Origin of the sequence: Brevibacterium antiquum (assembly GCF_016107655.1) — a bacterium.
Lineage (GTDB): Bacteria > Actinomycetota > Actinomycetes > Actinomycetales > Brevibacteriaceae > Brevibacterium > Brevibacterium antiquum.
Genome location: NZ_JABASX010000001.1, coordinates 552,898 through 570,975, shown reverse-complemented (window position 1 = coordinate 570,975; position 18,078 = coordinate 552,898). Strand labels below are relative to the sequence as shown.

16 protein-coding genes and 1 tRNA gene are annotated in these 18,078 nt (G+C 61.0%); 2 read left to right on the top strand and 15 right to left on the bottom strand.

Annotation, left to right across the window (positions count from 1 at the left end; genetic code table 11):
- Positions 1 to 60: 60 nt before the first annotated feature.
- The 9 genes from ettA to JFC13_RS02580 all read right to left on the bottom strand — a co-directional run bounded on the left by ettA (position 61) and on the right by JFC13_RS02580 (position 8,971).
- Positions 61 to 1,743, bottom strand: a complete 1,683-nt coding sequence (gene ettA / locus JFC13_RS02620; RefSeq protein ID WP_198395532.1) for an energy-dependent translational throttle protein EttA — start codon at positions 1,741 to 1,743, stop codon at positions 61 to 63.
- A 66-nt stretch (positions 1,744 to 1,809) separates the two neighbouring features.
- The gene (locus JFC13_RS02615; RefSeq protein ID WP_198395531.1) at positions 1,810 to 2,520 is read right to left on the bottom strand and encodes a DUF6993 domain-containing protein; all 711 of its coding nucleotides are present in this window, start codon (positions 2,518 to 2,520) and stop codon (positions 1,810 to 1,812) included.
- Positions 2,521 to 2,663: 143 nt separating this feature from the next.
- On the bottom strand, positions 2,664 to 3,278 hold the full coding sequence (locus tag JFC13_RS02610) for a single-stranded DNA-binding protein (protein WP_198395530.1): 615 nt from the start codon (positions 3,276 to 3,278) through the stop codon (positions 2,664 to 2,666).
- Positions 3,279 to 3,486: 208 nt separating this feature from the next.
- On the bottom strand, positions 3,487 to 5,067 hold the full coding sequence (locus JFC13_RS02605; protein ID WP_198395529.1) for a GTPase: 1,581 nt from the start codon (positions 5,065 to 5,067) through the stop codon (positions 3,487 to 3,489).
- On the bottom strand, positions 5,064 to 6,761 hold the full coding sequence (locus tag JFC13_RS02600) for a dynamin family protein (protein WP_232488045.1): 1,698 nt from the start codon (positions 6,759 to 6,761) through the stop codon (positions 5,064 to 5,066). The genes JFC13_RS02605 and JFC13_RS02600 overlap by 4 nt, the downstream gene beginning before the upstream one ends.
- 130 nt (positions 6,762 to 6,891) lie before the next feature.
- Positions 6,892 to 6,965: transfer RNA gene (locus JFC13_RS02595), tRNA-Arg, on the bottom strand.
- A gap of 142 nt (positions 6,966 to 7,107) precedes the next feature.
- On the bottom strand, positions 7,108 to 7,314 hold the full coding sequence (locus JFC13_RS02590; RefSeq protein WP_198395528.1) for a hypothetical protein: 207 nt from the start codon (positions 7,312 to 7,314) through the stop codon (positions 7,108 to 7,110).
- 128 nt (positions 7,315 to 7,442) lie between these two features.
- Complete coding sequence (locus tag JFC13_RS02585) at positions 7,443 to 7,757, bottom strand: thiamine-binding protein (RefSeq protein WP_198395527.1); 315 nt, start codon at positions 7,755 to 7,757, stop codon at positions 7,443 to 7,445.
- Positions 7,758 to 7,780: 23 nt separating this feature from the next.
- On the bottom strand, positions 7,781 to 8,971 hold the full coding sequence (locus JFC13_RS02580; protein ID WP_198395526.1) for an acetyl-CoA C-acetyltransferase: 1,191 nt from the start codon (positions 8,969 to 8,971) through the stop codon (positions 7,781 to 7,783).
- A 228-nt stretch (positions 8,972 to 9,199) separates the two neighbouring features.
- Here JFC13_RS02580 and JFC13_RS02575 point away from each other — a divergent pair, with 228 nt between their 5' ends.
- Positions 9,200 to 10,771 carry a coiled-coil domain-containing protein gene (locus JFC13_RS02575; RefSeq protein WP_198395525.1) on the top strand — a complete coding sequence of 524 codons (1,572 nt, stop codon included), beginning with the start codon at positions 9,200 to 9,202 and terminating at the stop codon, positions 10,769 to 10,771.
- A 442-nt stretch (positions 10,772 to 11,213) separates the two neighbouring features.
- Positions 11,214 to 11,909: an endonuclease NucS gene (gene nucS, locus JFC13_RS02570; protein ID WP_198395524.1), complete on the top strand. Its 696-nt coding sequence runs from the start codon at positions 11,214 to 11,216 to the stop codon at positions 11,907 to 11,909.
- Between the two features lie 3 nt (positions 11,910 to 11,912).
- On the opposite strand, the gene murA is transcribed toward nucS, so the two are convergent.
- From murA to atpA, 6 genes are read right to left on the bottom strand one after another with little or no spacing between them, the layout of a single operon-like run.
- Entirely contained in the window at positions 11,913 to 13,226 is a 1,314-nt protein-coding gene (gene murA, locus JFC13_RS02565) for a UDP-N-acetylglucosamine 1-carboxyvinyltransferase (RefSeq protein ID WP_198395523.1), read from the bottom strand.
- Positions 13,226 to 13,783, bottom strand: coding sequence for a DUF2550 domain-containing protein (locus tag JFC13_RS02560; RefSeq protein WP_232488044.1), 558 nt, complete (start codon positions 13,781 to 13,783; stop codon positions 13,226 to 13,228). Before JFC13_RS02560 ends, murA begins: the two co-directional genes overlap by 1 nt.
- Positions 13,716 to 13,976 carry a F0F1 ATP synthase subunit epsilon gene (locus JFC13_RS02555; protein ID WP_198395522.1) on the bottom strand — a complete coding sequence of 87 codons (261 nt, stop codon included), beginning with the start codon at positions 13,974 to 13,976 and terminating at the stop codon, positions 13,716 to 13,718. The genes JFC13_RS02560 and JFC13_RS02555 overlap by 68 nt, the downstream gene beginning before the upstream one ends.
- A 3-nt stretch (positions 13,977 to 13,979) precedes the next feature.
- Positions 13,980 to 15,428, bottom strand: coding sequence for a F0F1 ATP synthase subunit beta (gene atpD, locus JFC13_RS02550; protein WP_198395521.1), 1,449 nt, complete (start codon positions 15,426 to 15,428; stop codon positions 13,980 to 13,982).
- Between the two features lie 27 nt (positions 15,429 to 15,455).
- On the bottom strand, positions 15,456 to 16,388 hold the full coding sequence (locus tag JFC13_RS02545; RefSeq protein ID WP_198395520.1) for a F0F1 ATP synthase subunit gamma: 933 nt from the start codon (positions 16,386 to 16,388) through the stop codon (positions 15,456 to 15,458).
- Positions 16,389 to 16,419: 31 nt separating this feature from the next.
- Positions 16,420 to 18,054, bottom strand: a complete 1,635-nt coding sequence (atpA, locus tag JFC13_RS02540) for a F0F1 ATP synthase subunit alpha (protein WP_198395519.1) — start codon at positions 18,052 to 18,054, stop codon at positions 16,420 to 16,422.
- Between the last annotated feature and the right edge of the window lie 24 nt (positions 18,055 to 18,078).

The window sequence follows — 18,078 nt, the reverse complement described above, 5'->3', positions numbered from 1 at the left end:
CAATCAGCTCTGTGCGCCGCACTGATAGCGTGCAACGCGCAGCGCGCAGAACTCAATCAGTCAGTCGCGAGTGAGGCGACGGTGCGTCACGCGATGAGGGCGAGCCGCGTCCTCACCGAGTCGTTCGACCTTGTTCTTCTCGTAGGACTCGAAGTTCCCTTCGAACCAGTACCAGTCCGCAGGGTTGTCTTCTGTGCCCTCCCAGGCAAGGATGTGCGTGGCCACACGGTCGAGGAACCAACGGTCGTGAGAGACCACCACGGCGCAACCGGGGAACTCCAGGAGTGCATTCTCCAAAGAACCCAGCGTTTCCACGTCGAGGTCGTTGGTCGGCTCATCGAGCAGCAGCAGGTTTCCGCCCTGTTTGAGGGTCAGTGCCAGGTTGAGGCGGTTGCGCTCACCACCGGAGAGCACGCCAGCCTTCTTCTGCTGGTCCGGGCCCTTGAACCCGAATGCGGAGACATATGCCCGCGAAGGCATCTCCACGTTGCCCACCTGAATGAAATCGAGTCCGTCGGAAACGACTTCCCACAGGTTCTTGTTGGGGTCGATTCCGCCCCGGGACTGGTCAACGTAGGAGGTCTTGACGCTGTCGCCGATCTTGAGGTCTCCCCCGTCGAGCTCTTCGAGTCCGACGATGGTCTTGAACAGAGTCGTCTTGCCGACGCCGTTGGGGCCGATGACACCGACGATTCCGTTACGAGGCAATGAGAAGCTGAGCCCGTCGATGAGAAGACGATCTTCATAGCCCTTCTGCAGGCTGTCGGCTTCGATGACGATATCGCCGAGGCGAGGACCGGCAGGGATCTGAATCTCTTCGAAATCCAGCTTCTTGGTCTTCTCTGCCTCTGCTGCCATCTCTTCGTAGCGTGCCAGACGGGCCTTGGACTTCGTCTGCTTGGCCTTCGGGTTGGACCGGACCCAGTCGAGTTCGTCCTTGAGGCGCCTCGACAGCTTCGCGTCCTTCTTGCCCTGGACCTGCAGACGTTCCTGCTTCTTCTCCAGGTAGGTCGAGTAGTTGCCCTCGTAGGGGTAGAGGTGTCCGCGGTCGATCTCAGCGATCCATTCGGCCACGTGGTCGAGGAAGTACCTATCGTGAGTAATTGCTATGACAGCGCCGGGGTAGGACCGCAGGTGCTGTTCCAACCACAGCACAGATTCCGCGTCCAGGTGGTTTGTGGGCTCATCGAGCAGGAGCAGATCAGGCTTTTCGAGCAGCAGTTTGCACAACGCCACACGGCGGCGTTCACCACCTGAGAGCACACTGACGTCAGCGTCCGGCGGTGGGCAGCGCAGAGCATCCATCGCCTGCTCGAGCTGAGAGTCTAGGTCCCAGGCGTCCGCAGCGTCGATCGCTTCCTGCAGCTTGCCCATCTCTTCCATCAGGGCATCGAAGTCTGCATCGGGACTGGCCATCTCCTCAGAGATCGCGTTGAAGCGGTCAAGCTTTGCCTTGATCTCGCCGACGCCTTCCTCGACGTTGCCGAGAACAGTTTTGTCCTCGTTCAGTGGCGGCTCCTGCAGCAGGATGCCCACTGTGAAGCCTGGGCTGAGCCGCGCCTCACCATTGGACGGCTGTTCGAGTCCGGCCATGATCTTGAGAATCGTTGACTTACCGGCACCGTTCGGACCGACCATGCCGATTTTCGCACCGGGGTAGAAGGACATCGACACGTCATCCAGAATGACTTTGTCGCCGTGCGCTTTACGCGCCTTGTGAAGGGTGTAAATGAATTCGGCCATAATAACCTCAGGTTATCGGTTCAGCACGCACAAGTGCCAATTGAGTCACTGCTCGAAACCCTTGGATCAACCGCCGCCGAGTGACGGTGCCTCACCCGAAGATGAACCTTCGGAGGAGCCGCCCTCCGACGATGTCCCTCCGGACGAAGAGCCTTCGGAGGATGTGCCCTCAGAAGAACCTTCGGATGAAGAGCCGTCTGATGATGTTCCCTGCGACGAGGTGCCTTCCGACCCTTCGTCTGGCGCCGGACTCTCTGAGGCTCCGTCCTTGCCGTTGATGTCCTCACCAGGCATATGTCCGGCACCGTTGGAATCGCCGTCCTTCTCGCGCTTGTCACCTTCAGGTGCCTTCACACCCTTCGGACGTTCGACCTCGCCGAACAGACACGACCCGGTCGATTCTGTGGGAGGCATCAACTCTGCAGTCGCCTTTCCCTTCCGAATCTCTCCGATGACGCAGCCTTTGTCGGTTTTGACGCCGAACATCTTCGAGGGAACGTCATTGCCCAATGGCGAATCGTCGATTGTGGCTTCGAGCTGGTCCGCTTCGTAGCCTGCATCGATCATGGTTCTAAAGAACTTCTTCGTCGACGGAACCTTCTCCTCATCGCCGGTCAGCGGCTTGAGGGCCTTGACGACTTTGTCGACCTCGGCAACCGGTTTCGCCGGAGTCCGGGCGGGCGTCGGATCAGAATTGTCACCACCGATGCCCAGCAGCGAACAGCCCGACAGAGCTAAGGTCAGAGCTCCGAGGCTCAGGAGGGGAACGAGACGCATCAACAACCTCAGCAGGTGGGAACGATTAACAGTCTCACCTTAACCGATTGCTCGCACTATCGCGGTCAGATCCGACGTGTTCCAGCCTCGACCTGTTCACGTGATCCGTGCGATGACGGTGATGCGGCGCTGTTCCGCCCCACTCAGAACGGTGCCGCTGCGCTCACCGTGTCACGAACGATGGCATCATCAAGGTCTCCGGAGTCTCCTCCTCCAGCTTCGGCAGTCACATCATCTTCTGCACCTTCTGCGTCGCCTTCTCCCTCGTTCCCAGCACCGAGGCTCGACGCTTCGGAGGCATCGGGCCCGACCTCGCCTGCGCCTGTCCCGGCGAGGCTCCCCCAGGATGAGTCGCTGCCTGACGATTCCTGCTGCTGACCCTCGTGCTGCCGGTTCACACTGCCGGCCTTCTGATAGTGGGCGGTTCCGTAGCGAAGATCGGGACCGATGTGCTCGGCGACGACGGTCGGAGAGATTCCGCTCTTCTCCTCTGTCGACCATTCGCGGATCTTCAGGGTCCCCTGCACCACCACGGACATTCCCTGATGGAGGCTCATCGAGGCATTGCTGGCCAAGGGTCCATAGCAGTCGACGCTGAACCACGACGTTGTATCGGAGACATATTCCCCGGTCCCCTTGTCGAGGCGCCAATGGTTGACCGCCAGACGGAAGGAAGCGCAGGCTCTGCCCGAGGGAAGTGTCCGGCTCTGCGGATCGGCAGCCACAGTACCGCTGAGGTTGATCGGAATGATGGACATCGTGTTGCCTCATTTCTTGGGTAGTTTCGTGATCTGCCCTGCCGGATCGCCCATCGGGGACGAAACGGTCTGAATCGGCCGAACACGTCAACCACCAGTGAGCGTGCCAGGCAGCACTGATGTCCAGACATGAAAAATGCCCTGTGGACGGTTGTTGGCCGTCCACAGGGCATTGGCACATGAGTCGTCGCTCATGTGCACAGAAGTGTCAGTGCAGCGTCTCGTAGGCGCGCCGGTGTTCACCGATCACAGCATTGACGGGCTCCAGATAGGAGCTCTGTGCCACGCTCCCAACCGCCTCGCGAAGTTTGCGATCGACGTCGCTGGCCGCCTGGTTCGCGCCCTTGTTCCGCGCGGACTTGGCGATCACCGAAGTCACAACGGATCCGATGATCCCCACCACCAGCAATCCGATACTCACAATCCAGCTCCATCCCGGAAGCGCTCCGGGCACGACGATGGCGAGGATCGCTGTGGCGATGACACCCAGCAGACCGAGGATCGTGGCGATGAAGAAGATGATCTGCAGAAACCTGGCCAAGGACCACCAACCGGGAGTCTGCGGTTTGATATCCACAGCCGTCACGGCCGAGTCCAGCGTTTCGGACAGCTCGGCGGTGCTCGCCTTCTCAGCCTCCGCGACTGCGCTCTGCCATGGTCGCGGCATTGTCGACACTGATTCTGCGATGAGTTCATGGGCCATCAGGCGCACCTGAGAGCTTTGCGCTCTGCTGGTCGCGGGCACCGACGCGCGGATGAGTTCATCTCTGCCTTGACCGTGCTTGGCTCCCAGCGGATCGGGGGCATTTCTCTGCATCCATGCCAGCACCGGGTACCCCGTCTTGCGGTAGGCCCGGCGAATATAGTCATCGTGGACGGTCTGTGCGACAGCCTCGACGCCGGCGGCATCGGACATCGTCTCCACGAGACGCGAAGCTCCCGGTCGTTCATCGGGTGGAACCACGGGTTCGCCGAGTTCGTTCTGCATACGTTTCGCCATGGCCTGCATGTCAGCCAATAGGCGTTCTGAGGCGGCCTGTTTGGAATCGACTGTGTCAGCCAAAATCGACCGGACCTCAGGTACACCATCTCGTGTCACGGCGGACGTCAAGTGCACCTTGGTGTCGGTGAGCCCGTCCTCGACGAGCAGCTGCTGCAGGTGGTCAGCAGCAGCTTTCTGCTCTTCGTCACTGAGCTTGTCGACCTGGTTGAGAACGACGACCATGTTCGCGCTGTTCTCTGCCAGCTTCGCCAGGTATTCGGAGTGCAGTGAGAAGTCAGCATATTTCTGTGGGTCAACGACCCAGAAGACAACGTCGACGAGGCCCACGAGTCGATCAGATTCGACACGATGCTTCACAGCGGTCGAATCGTGGTCAGGCAGATCAAGCAGAATCAGACCATGGAGTTTACGCTGATCGTCGCCGTCGAGCGCCGATTCACGCCAGGTCCGGCTGCGCTCTGGAACATGCAGCCAGTTGAGGATGTCGTTACCGCCTTCGCCCCACACACATGCAGTGGGGCGGGAAGTGGTCGGACGGCGAACACCAACCCGGGCGATGTCCAGCCCGGCGACGGCGTTGAACAGCGACGATTTTCCCGAACCAGTGGAACCTGCGAAGGCCACAACGGTGAATTCCTCGCCGAGACCGAGGCGGTCCTCGGCGCGGTCGAGCAGGTTCTGCGCGTCCCTGCGAACTTCAGGACTCAGTTTGTCGGGGCCCAGAGACAGCGTCTCTCGGATGCCTTCGGCCCGACGTCTGATCTCGGACTGTGCAGGATCGTTCACAATGCCACCTCAAGTCGATCACCGGAGGCGCGCAGAACGCCCGCTTGCCGCGCCGGTACCGCGGATAGTCGTAATACGTTGTCAAAAGGCGCGCGGCAGTCGCCGACGATTCCTGCCGCTGTAGTCAGGAAGCGATCTCTGATCGATCCGATGATATTCACGGCCTCCTGTTCACCGAAGATCGTGCCGGCGAGGCTGAGGGCGACATTCGCGTCATTGCGCGAATCATGATTGTCCGCATCTGTGTACTTGGGGTCCCAGAATGCCGCGTATTCGACCACGGCACAGACTCCGCCGACGCCGAACGACAGGATCCTGGCCTTAGACTTCTTGCCCTGGCCGATGTCTCGCACGAGGGCGTTCACCTCGTTGGACCATCCGCTGACGGCAGACTTGACCGAGTCCTCAAGGTCGTTCGCGCTCTGTCGGAGTTCGGGGTGTGCGTCCAGTAACGCCGATCCGGCCGGGTTGCCCAGCCACTGAGCACTGATCTCGTCAACGACACCGATTGCCTGTTCCCGCAGTGAGATCGCTGCGCTGCGCAGAATCGCGATGTGCAGCGGCGAAGCAGCATCGTGCTTGCCTGTGACCGCAGCGGAGATTCTGTCTCGCATGCGAGCCATCGTGGGTTCCAGACCGCGAAAGAGCTGTCCCGTTCCTACGAAGTCCTGCCATCTGGCATTGACCTCTCCATGCAGGACGCGACCGTCGGAGAATATCTCGGCAAGTCCTTCGCCCGCAGCATTGAAGGTCTGATCAAGGCTGAGCTGCAGCTCGTCGAAAGCCGACTCCTGCGATTCTGCGTAGTCGGCCAGAGACTTCACCTGGGCCGGCATTGCGCCGATCGATCCCGTGAGGGTCCGCTGTCGTATGCGCTCCTGAGACTGGCCCTCCGAGCTCACCTGATTGATCCAGGATCGGATCGGATAGATCGCTGAGTGAGGCAGCAGGCCGTCTGCCAGCTCCAGCTCAGCCACCGCGAAGATCGGAGAATTCGCCAAACCTGCTTCCGACAGCAGGCTGGACAGATGGTGCCTGACCTCACGGTTCGCCTCCGGCGGCACCCGGTCGAGCACGATGGCCACGGAGGTGTTGCGAACCGCGGCGTCCCTCAGCAGTGCCCAGGGTGCGGCATCGGCATAGCGGTTGGCTGTGGTCACGAACATCCACAGGTCGGCGCTCATCAGGATTCGTCGGGCCAACTCGCGATTCGACTCGGCAATTGAGTCGATGTCCGGGCAGTCAAGCACGGCGGTGCCGGGTTCGACGTCGTCGTTGGGGATGAGCACGACAGATGGGGTCGAGGTCGTGGGGTCCGTGCTGCGGGGCAGGTCGGACAAGAACGACTGTGATTCGAAGAATTTGGTGTCGGCGGGGTTGTGGACCACGATCGGGTTGCCCGTCGTTGGTCGGCGCACTCCGGCAGGGCTCACTGCTCGTCCCACCAGAGAATTCACGAGCGTGGATTTGCCCGCACCGGTCGAACCGCCCACGGCGATCATGAAGGGCGTCTGCGTCCGATTGATCCGCGGCAGCAGGTAGTCAGTCAACTCCGACGAGAGCTGACGGTGCAGTTCGCGACCGTCAGCGAAGTCTTCGGTCTGCAGGGTGAAGCGGGTTTCTGAGACTCGCTTCGCGATATCGCTCAGCGCCCCTCCCACTGGTGGCGTCACGGCACTCTTACTGTCTGTCATCACGCATCCACTCTCTACGTTTTCCCAGCCGTGCACCAATTGCCACGCCGTAACGTGAGGTAATTGGTCATTGGTGCGAATACTCGGAGCGTCACTTGGCCTCTCAGTCTGAGAAGAAGTACCCCAAAAGTACCCCCGGCGGGGCTCGAACCCGCGACCTACCGCTTAGAAGGCGGTTGCTCTATCCAACTGAGCTACGGAGGCTCAAATATCCTAACCGATGCCCGAACGAGAACAGAAAGCGACCCTCATCAGTGTCTCAGAGGTTGAACTCCGAGGCATCGATGAGGGCCGCTGTGTCCGGGCAGTTGCTCTCACCCCGCATCAGGGGTGTTCGACGTGCGGATCAGTACTCGCGAGCGACACGCTCCAATGACTTACGCACCGTCACGAAGGAGACCGCGACCAGTCCGATGAGGGCGAGGATGACGGCCACTCCCTCGATGGCGAAGGCGAAGTCGACGATGACCGGAAAGAATCCGGCAGCCATGAATCCGAGCAGGGCGACCATCGTCAGTGCAGTAGCTGTAGTGAAATACGTGGAACCGTTCATTGTTCATCTCCTTCTTCCTTAAAGAAAGAGTAGACCCGAATGAGACCTGCGTCACTAGGAATTTCCCGAAAGTTTCACCTGTGCCCAACTTACCTGTCGGTACCAATCGACGGTGATGAGCAGACTGATCAGCCGTCGTCACGTGCGTCGATGGCCCTTTCCAGACGCTCGAGCTTGCCATCGATCTCACCGGTGTAGCCCGGACGAATATCAGCCTTCAGCACCAGCGCCACTCGCGGGCCGAACTCACCGACGACGTCGGTGGCCTCTTTGACGACAGCGAACACCTCATCCCATTCACCTTCGATCGTGGTGAACATCGAATCAGTTCGGTGTGACAACCCGGACCGTCGAACGACCTCGACAGCTGCGGCAACCGCATCGTGGACCGATGCGTCCGAATTGTCACCGCCGCTGGGAGCGACGGAGAATGCGACGAGCATGATGCTCTCCTTTCGTATCTGTGTCAGTTCCGTGCGGGCACGGACACGATGAGCGAGTCACCCTGGCCGCCACCACCGCAGAGGGCGGCGACACCTGTGCCGCCACCTCGGCGCTGGAGCTCGAGCGCAAGGGTCAATACGATGCGCGCTCCGGAGGCGCCGATCGGGTGGCCCAGTGCAACAGCACCACCATTGACGTTGACCTTCTCGGGATCGATGCCCAGGTCCTTCGAACTGGCGAGTCCGACTGCAGCGAAGGCTTCGTTGATCTCATAGAGGTCGAACGAATCAGCCGCGACCCCTTCCTTCGCGGCAGCGGCCTGAATCGCCTGTGAAGGCTGATGCTGCAGCGACGAGTCGGGGCCTGCCGTCCACCCGTGCGAGCGGATCTCGGCGAGAATGGGGGCACCGAGCGCTTCAGCCTTCTCACGTGACATGACGACGACAGCGCATGCACCGTCGGAGATCTGCGAGGCGTTTCCGGCTGTGATCGTGCCGTCCTTGCGGAAGGCCGGTCGCAGTTTGGCCATCGACTCCGGGGTCGTCTCGGCGCGCACGCCCTCATCGGTGGAGACGGTCACGTCACCCTTGCGACCGGAGATGGTGACTGCCTCGACTTCGTCGGTGAATGCGCCCGATTCCCAGGCCTGCGCTGCACGCTGATGTGAGCGGGCAGCGAAGGCGTCCTGGTCCTCACGGGAGAATTCGAAGTCACCGGCGTTGGCATCTTCGGTCAGACCACCCATGGCCTGGTCGGTGAAGGCATCCCATAGACCGTCGTAGTCCATATGGTCCTTCATCACGACATCACCGTATTTGTAGCCCGAACGTGACTTCTCCAGCAGGTGGGGAGCCAGGCTCATCGATTCCTGCCCTCCGGCGACGACGACGTCGTACTCCCCTGCCCGCACCAGCTGGGCCGCCTGTGTGATCGCGTTGATGCCGGACAGACACAGCTTGTTCACGGTGACACCGGGCACGTGCATCGGGATGCCGGCTTCGACCGCGGCCTGGCGCGCAGGTCCCTGGCCGAGCCCGGCCTGCAGAACCTGCCCCATGATGACGTACTCGACGTCCTCGCCGGTGATCCCTGCGCGACCGAGTGCGCCAGAGATCGCCTTGCCGCCTAACTGCACAGCTGTCAGCGACGACAGACCTCCCTGCAGACGCCCGAACGGAGTACGCGCACCCGCGACGATCACTGCTTCAGCCATTTTTCCTCCTCAGATATTCGTACCCCGCTGACAGCGAGGGAAGTCGATGAAGTGTTGTCTGCTCTAAGGATAGTCCAGCTGTCTGTGGCCTCGGTCACGGGGGTTATGTCACATCGCGGCAGGAGACGTCCAGACTTAGGAATTCGCACCCAACACTCATAGTGAGTCCGTTAGAGTAGTGGTGGGACGATTTGACCACATACCTTGACACGACAGGAGTCCACTTCAGTGACGCCCACCGAAGAATTCCGCACAGCGATGCGCGGCTACGAAAAAAGTGAAGTTGATTCTCGCCTGCAGCAGCTGCGAACCGAGGTCGAGTCCGTTCGTAAGGCCCTTTCCGATGCCCGAAGTCAGGTCATCAACGCTGATCGCGCAAAACTTCAGATCGCCGGAGAACTCTCGGAGGCGAAGGCCCAGCTGAAGAAGGCTGCCAATGACAGCGCCGAGGCTTCAGGTCCTCCCGGAAGCCGCATCGACCATCTGCTCAAGATCGCAGAATCCCAGGCACGCGAGACTCTCTCGCAGGCAAACTCCGACGCAGAGACGATCCGCAACAAGGCACGAGCCGAAGCCGCTTCGGCTCGTGCCCGCATGCACACGGAGAGCAACGACACTCTGTCCAATGCCCGCTCCGAGGCCGATGCCATCATCAGTTCGGCCGAGCTGCGCGCCGACGAGACTGTGAAAGCTGCCGAAAAGCGTGCCGCAGAGCTCAAGGCGACGGCAGAACGCGAATACAACCAGGCCAAAGAGGCAAATGAGGCTGCCACGAAGGAAGCCCGCGAAAGCCTCGAACACGAGCTCGCCGAGCTCAGGGCCACTTCTGAGAAGCAGGCCGCGGATCTGCGGGCCGAAGCCAAGAGCCAGGCAGATGAGTCGATCAGCACTGCTCAGGCGCAAGCCGACGAGCTCCTCGCCGCTGCGAAGGCTCGCGACGCGGCATCGACGAAGGCCTCTGACGAACTCGAGGTCGAGCTGGCTGGTAAGCGCCAGGCCGCCGAGGCCGATCGCAAGAAGCGCTACGACGCAGCTCAGATAGAGAATAAGAAACTCATCGACGAGGCTCAGGCGCGTGCGGCGAAGGCAGATGCAGAAGCCAAGGAGGCCGCGGAGAGAGCAGAGACGACCCGCTCGGATGCGGTGAAGAAGGCTGACGACATCATTGCCGACGGTAAGACTCGCGCGCAGACCCTCATCGGTGAAGCCCGGGCAACGGCCGAAGCCACCATTGAGGAGTCCGCGGCCGAAGCCAAGCGCAACGTGGCATCGGCTCAGTCCCAGGTCGACCTGTTGACCAAGCAGCGCAAGACGATCACAGCGCAGCTCGATCAGCTCCGCTCCCTGTTCGCCATGCCCGGTGTGATGGGCGGCGATTCCGTCGACCCGGCCAAGGCTGAGTCCGCGTCCCATGCCACCGAGCAGATCGCCGATGAGCAGGAGCTCGCCGACCTTCTGGCGGAGGATCCCGAGGAGACAGACAAGGCTGATGACATCGCTGCTGACGACGCGGATGCCGGCGCGAAGAGCACGGACGGCCCAGCCGACACAGCTGCCTCAGTGGACTCCACGGACGCTGCGGAGACACCGGGTAAGACCGTGCCTACCGAGGCGTCCGAGCCTCAGGGAGCTCAGTCGGAGGCCGAGAAGCCTGCCGAGACGGACGATTCCGATGAAGCCGAGGACTCCGACCTGCCCAATGGAGCCACCGATGCTGACACGATAGCCATCGATGCTCAGGTTTCGGGGTCGCAGAGCAAGAACAGCAAGGCATCGCGGTCCGGGAATTCGCTGCGCTGAGGTCTTCACCCTCCCACAGCCTGCGCCATTGAGAAGGGGCCAGTTCACAAAGAACTGGCCCTTTCTTCTGGTCTCGATTCTTGGTCCGCCTGCCATCGGCCCGCGACGAGTACCCTCACCTGAATTTCTGAAAGCACCTCGTGTGCCAATGGCGGCGGGACTCCACTCCCACCTCGGTGCCGTGTCGCGCAGTCTGTCGCCAGGCAACGATATGTGCCGTCGACGACGCCACGTCCTGTCCGCACCCTGGGCAGATATAGACCTTGCCCTGAGAATTGCCGGCAACGTTCTGCACCGACCATGTCCCGTCGGGCAGATCCCGACTTGTGCGCAGTCCACTCACAGAGTCGGAGAGCTCACGCGGGGCCTGCTGCCATTTGTTTTTGCGACGCGAGGAGGTAGATCGTGGCATCTGCCCATTCTCTCACGTAGGGTGAAGCGCGTGCGTCTCGTCATTGCTAAGTGCTCCGTTGATTATGCCGGTCGTCTGACCGCCCATCTGCCCATGGCCACCCGTCTCATCATGCTCAAGGCCGACGGCTCGATCCTCATCCATTCGGATGGCGGATCGTACAAGCCCTTGAACTGGATGACTCCCCCGTGCTCGATCAGAGTCACTGATCCGAGCCAGGAACAGGAGGAGGCAGGCCTAGCCGAGATCTGGACGGTCTCCCAGGCCAAGACAGGTGACAAGCTCGTCATCTCCATCGCCGAGGTGATCGCCGATGACCAGCATGAGTTCGGCATCGATCCCGGACTGGTCAAAGACGGGGTGGAAGCCCACCTGCAGGAGCTGCTGGCCGAACATATAGAGACTCTCGGTGACGGGTACAGCTTGGTCAGGCGCGAATACATGACGGCCATCGGGCCAGTCGACATTCTCGCCCGCGACCACGGCCACAAGTCCGTTGCCGTGGAGATCAAACGACGTGGCGATATCGACGGCGTTGAGCAGCTGAGCAGGTACCTGGAACTGATGAACCGTGACCCGCTGCTCACGCCGGTCCAGGGAGTCTTCGCCGCTCAGGAGATCAAGCCCCAGGCTCGGACCTTGGCCGAGGACCGTGGCATCCGCTGTGTCGTCTTAGACTACGATGCGCTGCGCGGTATGGACGATCCTGACTCGCGTCTGTTCTGAGTCCTACTCGAAGCTGAGGATATCGGCTTTTTCAACGCGTTCGATGTTGGCGCCAAGACTGCGCAGGTTCGATACGAAGTTCTCGTAGCCGCGTTCGATGTGGTCGATGCCGGAGACTTCTGTGATTCCAGCGGCCCGCAGGCCCGCCATCACCAGACCGGCACCGGCGCGGATGTCTGACGCTTCCACCTCGGCGCCGGACAGGCTGTCGACACCGGAGATCAGGGCGTGGTTGCCGTCGACTCGAACCTTCGCACCGAGTCGGGCAATCTCCTGGACGAACCGCCAACGAGCTTCGAACAGGTTCTCTGACAGCAGTCCGACACCGTCTGAGACTGAATTCAGTGCGATCACGAACGGCTGCAGATCCGTGGGGAAGCCGGGGAACGGCATAGTCGCGACGCGAATCGCGTGCGGACGCTCGGCACCGATGACGCGGAATCCATTTCCACGCGTCCCATCGCCGAGCTCGATTTCGCCGAGGTCATCGACAGTGGCACCCGAGTCGCGGAGTTTGATCGCGATATTGGGCATCAGCTCGAGTCCGACTCCCTTGACGGTCACATCACCGTTCGAGAGAGCAGCGCCGAACGCGTAGGTTCCAGCTACGATCCGGTCCCCCACTGTTCGGTGGTCGACCGGGTGGAGTTCGTCGACACCGCTGATCGTGAGGTCGGCGGTGCCGATTCCACTGATCTGGGCGCCCATATCGACGAGCATTGTGCAGATGTCGACGATCTCCGGCTCCTTGGCCGCATTCGAGATTGTTGTCACGCCATGGGCCAACGTTGCCGCCATGACCAGGTTCTCCGTAGCACCGACGGAGGGGAATTCGAGAACGATGTCCGTTCCATGGAGACCGCTGGGAGCCTCCGCGACGAAATAGCCGTGATCAAGATGCACCGTTGCACCGAGAGCTTCGAGACCTGCCTGATGCATATCCAGGCCCCGGGAGCCGATCGCATCGCCGCCGGGAAGGGCTACATGTGCTGCGCGCATCCGGGCGGTCAGCGGCCCGAGGACGGAGATCGACGCTCGCATCGCTCGCACGAGTTCATAGTCCGCCTGGATGCCGACCTCGGCGGGGACGTCGATGCTGACGATGCCGCGATCGGCATCGTAATCGACGTTGCAGCCGAGCCGGATCAGGAGCTGAACCATAATCCGCACGTCGAGGATCGCCGGCACATTGGTGATCGTCGTTCGGCCGACGGCCAACAGACCGGCCGCCATGAGTTTGAGGACGCTGTTCTTGGCTCCCCTGATATCGACCTCGCCGCGCAGTCGACTCGGACCGGTCAAGCGAAAGACATCCATCAGGTGAACCTTCCCATCGTCGGGTTGAAGCCGGGGGGCGATGATTCCAGCCAGGAGGCCATCGTAGACAGCGATTCGGTGTCCATGGCCAGAGATACGGAACGGGGTCGGCCGTCAGCCTTCCCGTAGGAGCAGTCCACCACCACTGCGTCGGGCAGCACCGAGTACTGTTCACCGGACGTGGGTTTGCGGCGGACGAGAATATCGAGGTCGGCACGCGGGAGACGAACTGCGGCGCGTCGAGTCAGCGCGAATACGGGATACCAGTCCAGTGATGCCACTGAGAACACTGCTACACCCAAACGCCAACGTGGGCGAGAAGAGGATTCCTCGCCCACGTTGATGGAACAGTCAAAAGCACCGGAGAGCTTCGAAATCGACCTGCGTCGAATCGTCACAACGACGATCAAAGCCAGGGCGAGTCCTACTAACGAGAGCAGAACGATCAGAAGGACGGAAGGGTTCACGGTTGCCAGTTTAATTGACGGATCAGAGAAGTTCGGCCTGATCAGCGGCAATGATGACGCGATTATTCTCGACCGAGAGGAATCCACCATCGGCCTTGACCCGGATGGTCTCATCAGAGGTCGTGAGAATACGTGCTTCACCATCGGCAACGACACCAAGAACAGGCTCGTGGCCTGGGAGGATGCCGATCTCGCCGTCCAAGGTACGGGCGATGACGCGCTTGGCCTCACCAGCCCATACCTTTTGGTCGGCTGCTACGACGTTCACATCGAGTGCAGCCATGGCTTACTTCTGCATCTCTTCGTAGTTGCGCATGACGTCATCAAGCCCACCTACGTTGTAGAACGCCTGCTCGGGGATGTGGTCAACCTCGCCGGCGCAGAGCTTCGAGAACCCTTCGATGGTGTCAGCCAGCGGAACTGTCGAGCCAGGCACCTGCGTGAACTTCTCAGCGGTGTAGGTGTTCTGCGACAGGAACTGCTCGATGCGACGAGCACGGTGGACGACGAGCTTGTCCTCTTCACCGAGTTCATCGACGCCAAGGATGGCGATGATGTCCTGCAGTTCCTTGTTCTTCTGCAGAATGGCCTTGACCTCGTTGGCGACACGGTAGTGCTCTTCGCCCACGATCAGCGGATCGAGGATACGCGATGTAGAGGTCAGTGGATCAATGGCCGGGTACAGACCGCGCGAGGCGATGTCACGGTTGAGCTCGGTCGTCGCGTCCAGGTGTGCGAACGTCGTTGCCGGAGCCGGGTCGGTGTAGTCGTCGGCGGGAACGTAGATCGCCTGCATCGACGTGATCGAGTTACCACGAGTCGAGGTGATGCGCTCCTGGAGAACACCCATCTCATCCGCCAGGTTGGGCTGGTAGCCCACGGCCGAAGGCATGCGGCCCAGAAGGGTCGAAACCTCGGAGCCTGCCTGCGTGAAACGGAAGATGTTGTCGATGAACAGCAGTACGTCCTGGTTCTGGACATCGCGGAAGTACTCCGCCATGGTCAGTGCCGACAGCGCAACGCGCAGACGGGTGCCTGGTGGCTCGTCCATCTGGCCGAAGACCAAGGCAGTGTCTTTGAACACGCCGGCCTCGTCCATCTCCATGATGAGGTCATTGCCCTCACGGGTGCGCTCACCCACACCGGCGAACACCGAGGTGCCGTTGTGGTTGTGAGCGATGCGGAAGATCATCTCCTGGATGAGGACGGTCTTGCCGACGCCAGCACCACCGAAGAGGCCGATCTTTCCACCCTGGACATACGGGGTGAGGAGGTCGATGCTCTTGATGCCGACTTCCAGCATCTCGGTCTTCGACTCGAGTTCGTCGAAGGCAGGAGCTGTCCTGTGGATGGGCCAGCGTTCGCTGATCTCGAGCTTCTCGCCCTCTTCGAGGTTGAGGCAGTCACCGGTGGTGTTCCACACGTGGTTCTTGGTCACGTCGCCGACCGGCACGGTGATAGGAGCGCCGGAGTCGACGACCTCCTGGCCGCGAACCAGTCCGTCGGTGGGCTGCAGGGAAACGGCACGCACAAGGCCGTTGCCCAGGTGCAGTGCAGTCTCGAAGGTCAGCTTGCGCGTGCCTTCGGAGAGTTCCACCGAGGTGGAAAGGGAGTTGTAGATCGCTGGCACGGAGTCGAGCGGAAACTCGACGTCGACAACCGGGCCGATGACTCGGGAAATCCGGCCGAGGGCTGTGCCCTGCGCCGGGGAGGTATCCGTAGCTGTGGCAGTCATGGTCTCTTTCTTCTCTGCTCTCGCCGGTCAGTCGCCGGCTGATGATGCCGCGAGGGCATCGGCCCCACCGACGATCTCGGTGAGTTCCTGGGTGATTTCCGCCTGGCGAGCCGTATTGGCCAACCGGGTGTAGGTCTTGATCAGATCGTCCGCGTTATCGGTCGCAGTCTTCATCGCAGCCTGACGCGAAGCCTGCTCGGACGCAGAGGCGCTCAACAGCGCGGACAGAATCCGTGAGTCGATGTAGCGCGGCAGCAACGAATCCAAGACGGCCTCGGCACTGGGTTCGAACTCATAGAGAGGGAACGCAGCTGCGTCCTTCGCCGGTTCGGACGGACCGCCGGTTGCGACCTCGTCCGCGTCGACTACCTCGAGCGGAAGCAGTCGCCGGTATTCCGGGTCGTGTTTGACGCTGGAGACGAACTTCGTGAATACGATGTAGATCTCATCCACACCGGTCTGCGCGGAATCGGTATTGAAGCTCTGCAGCAGAGCCTCACCGATCTCCCGAGCATTCTCCGGAGTCGGCATCTCAGAGATCCCGGTCCAGGACTGTTCGATCGCACGGTCGCGGAAGGTGTAGTAGTTCTTGGCCTTCCCTCCGACGGTGAAGAGCGATACGTCCTTGCCTTCGCTGCGCAGCAGGCGATTCAGCTCTTCAGCCTCACGCAGCAGGTTCGCCGAATAGGCGCCAGCGAATCCACGATCTGGGCCGATCACCAGCACTGCTGCACGAGTGACCGACTCAGGCTCGGTCGTCAACACGTGGTCGACGTTGGACTCACTCGCCACCGCCGAGACCGCACGGGTCAGGGCGTTGGCGTATGGGCTGGCGGACTGCGATCGAGCAATGGCCTTCTGAATCCGTGAAGCAGCGATGAGCTCCATGGCCTTGAAGATCTTCCTCAAGGACGAGGTGGAGCGGATCTTCTGCTTGAAGACCCTCTGCTGGGCTCCCATCAGTTCTTCCTTTCGCTGTTACGGATCAGATTCAACGCTTCTGCCGAACGATCTGCTCCTGCTCGACCTCATCGGATGAGGCGGTGGCAGTGTCTTCGCTGCCTGCCTTTGATCCGCTGGAGTCGGAGCTGACGAAGTTCCGGGTGAACTCCGTCAAGACGTTGTCCAGCTCTGCCGAAGTGTCATCATCGAGCTTGAGCGTCTCACGAATAGTCGTCAAGATTCCGGTCTTGCGTTCGATGTGATCGTGGAGCTCGGTTTCGAACTTGAGCACATCCGAAACGGGAATCTCGTCAAGATAGCCGTGCGTACCTGCGAAGATCGACACGGTCTGCTTCTCGAAGGGCATCGGCGAGAACTGAGACTGCTTGAGCAGCTCGGTCAGTCGTGCACCACGAGCCAGGTCGCGCTTGGTCGTCTCGTCAAGGTCCGAAGCGAACATCGCGAACGCCTCGAGCGAACGATACTGGGCCAGGGAGATCTTCAATGTGCCTGAGACACTCTTGAGAGCCTTGGTCTGAGCGGCACCACCGACACGGGACACGGAGATGCCCACGTCGACAGCAGGACGCTGGCCCGCATTGAACAGATCCGACTGCAGGAAGATCTGACCGTCGGTGATCGAAATCACGTTGGTCGGAATGAACGCACCGACGTCGTTGGCCTTGGTCTCAATGATCGGAAGACCGGTCATCGAACCGCCGCCGAGTTCATCGGAGAGCTTCGCACAACGCTCAAGCAGACGCGAGTGCAGGTAGAACACGTCTCCTGGGAAAGCCTCGCGGCCTGGCGGGCGGCGCAGCAGAAGTGACACTGCACGGTAGGCCTCGGCCTGCTTCGAGAGGTCATCGAACACGATGAGGACGTGCTTGCCTTCATACATCCAGTGCTGACCGATGGCCGAACCGGAGTATGGGGCGAGGTATTTGAAGCCTGCAGGGTCAGAAGCAGGAGAGGACACGATCGTGGTGTATTCCAGTGCGCCCGCTTCTTCGAGCGAACGGCGGACCCCCGCGATGGTCGAGCCCTTCTGGCCTACGGCGACGTAGATGCAGCGAACCTGCTTCTTCGGGTCACCGGTTTCCCAGTTGGCCTTCTGGTTGATGATCGTGTCGATCGCAAGGGCGGTCTTACCCGTCTTGCGGTCACCGATGACCAGCTGGCGCTGTCCACGGCCGACAGGGATCATAGCGTCAATGCTCTTGTAGCCGGTCTGCAGAGGTTCGCGAACCTCCTGGCGATCCATCACGCCTGCTGCCTGGAGCTCGAGCTCACGACGTCCGACAGTCTCGACTTCACCGAGTCCGTCGACTGGCTGACCCAGAGGATCGACCACGCGACCGAGGTATCCGTCGCCGACGGGGATGGAGAGAACCTCACCGGTGCGGTAGACGTTCTGCTCAGCCGCGACCCCGGAGAACTCTCCGAGGACGACGACGCCGATCTCGCGCTCGTCCAGGTTCTGTGCCAAGCCCAAGGTGCCGTCTTCGAACCGGAGGAGTTCGTTGGCCATGGTGCCGGGCAGACCCGAGACGTGGGCAATTCCGTCACCTGCGGTGACGACCTTGCCGACCTCGGACTTTACCGAACTCTCGGGGTTGTACGAGTCAACGAACTTCCCGAGAGCGTCCCGGATCTCTTCCGGGCGAATTGTCAGTTCCGCCATCTGGTTTCCCTGCTTCCTTTACTC

What these genes read in the sequence shown, in the direction of transcription:
- atpD (WP_198395521.1), bottom strand. Translation starts at nt 15,428, where the DNA reads ATGACTGCCACAGCTACGGATACCTCCCCGGCGCAGGGCACAGCCCTC.
- JFC13_RS02590 (WP_198395528.1), bottom strand. Translation starts at nt 7,314, where the DNA reads ATGAACGGTTCCACGTATTTCACTACAGCTACTGCACTGACGATGGTC.
- JFC13_RS02545 (WP_198395520.1), bottom strand. Translation starts at nt 16,388, where the DNA reads ATGGGAGCCCAGCAGAGGGTCTTCAAGCAGAAGATCCGCTCCACCTCG.
- JFC13_RS02615 (WP_198395531.1), bottom strand. Translation starts at nt 2,520, where the DNA reads ATGCGTCTCGTTCCCCTCCTGAGCCTCGGAGCTCTGACCTTAGCTCTG.
- JFC13_RS02610 (WP_198395530.1), bottom strand. Translation starts at nt 3,278, where the DNA reads ATGTCCATCATTCCGATCAACCTCAGCGGTACTGTGGCTGCCGATCCG.
- atpA (WP_198395519.1), bottom strand. Translation starts at nt 18,054, where the DNA reads ATGGCGGAACTGACAATTCGCCCGGAAGAGATCCGGGACGCTCTCGGG.
- ettA (WP_198395532.1), bottom strand. Translation starts at nt 1,743, where the DNA reads ATGGCCGAATTCATTTACACCCTTCACAAGGCGCGTAAAGCGCACGGC.
- JFC13_RS02555 (WP_198395522.1), bottom strand. Translation starts at nt 13,976, where the DNA reads ATGGCTGCACTCGATGTGAACGTCGTAGCAGCCGACCAAAAGGTATGG.
- JFC13_RS02600 (WP_232488045.1), bottom strand. Translation starts at nt 6,761, where the DNA reads ATGACAGACAGTAAGAGTGCCGTGACGCCACCAGTGGGAGGGGCGCTG.
- JFC13_RS02580 (WP_198395526.1), bottom strand. Translation starts at nt 8,971, where the DNA reads ATGGCTGAAGCAGTGATCGTCGCGGGTGCGCGTACTCCGTTCGGGCGT.
- JFC13_RS02585 (WP_198395527.1), bottom strand. Translation starts at nt 7,757, where the DNA reads ATGCTCGTCGCATTCTCCGTCGCTCCCAGCGGCGGTGACAATTCGGAC.
- murA (WP_198395523.1), bottom strand. Translation starts at nt 13,226, where the DNA reads ATGGATGTCTTTCGCTTGACCGGTCCGAGTCGACTGCGCGGCGAGGTC.
- JFC13_RS02560 (WP_232488044.1), bottom strand. Translation starts at nt 13,783, where the DNA reads ATGGTGGATTCCTCTCGGTCGAGAATAATCGCGTCATCATTGCCGCTG.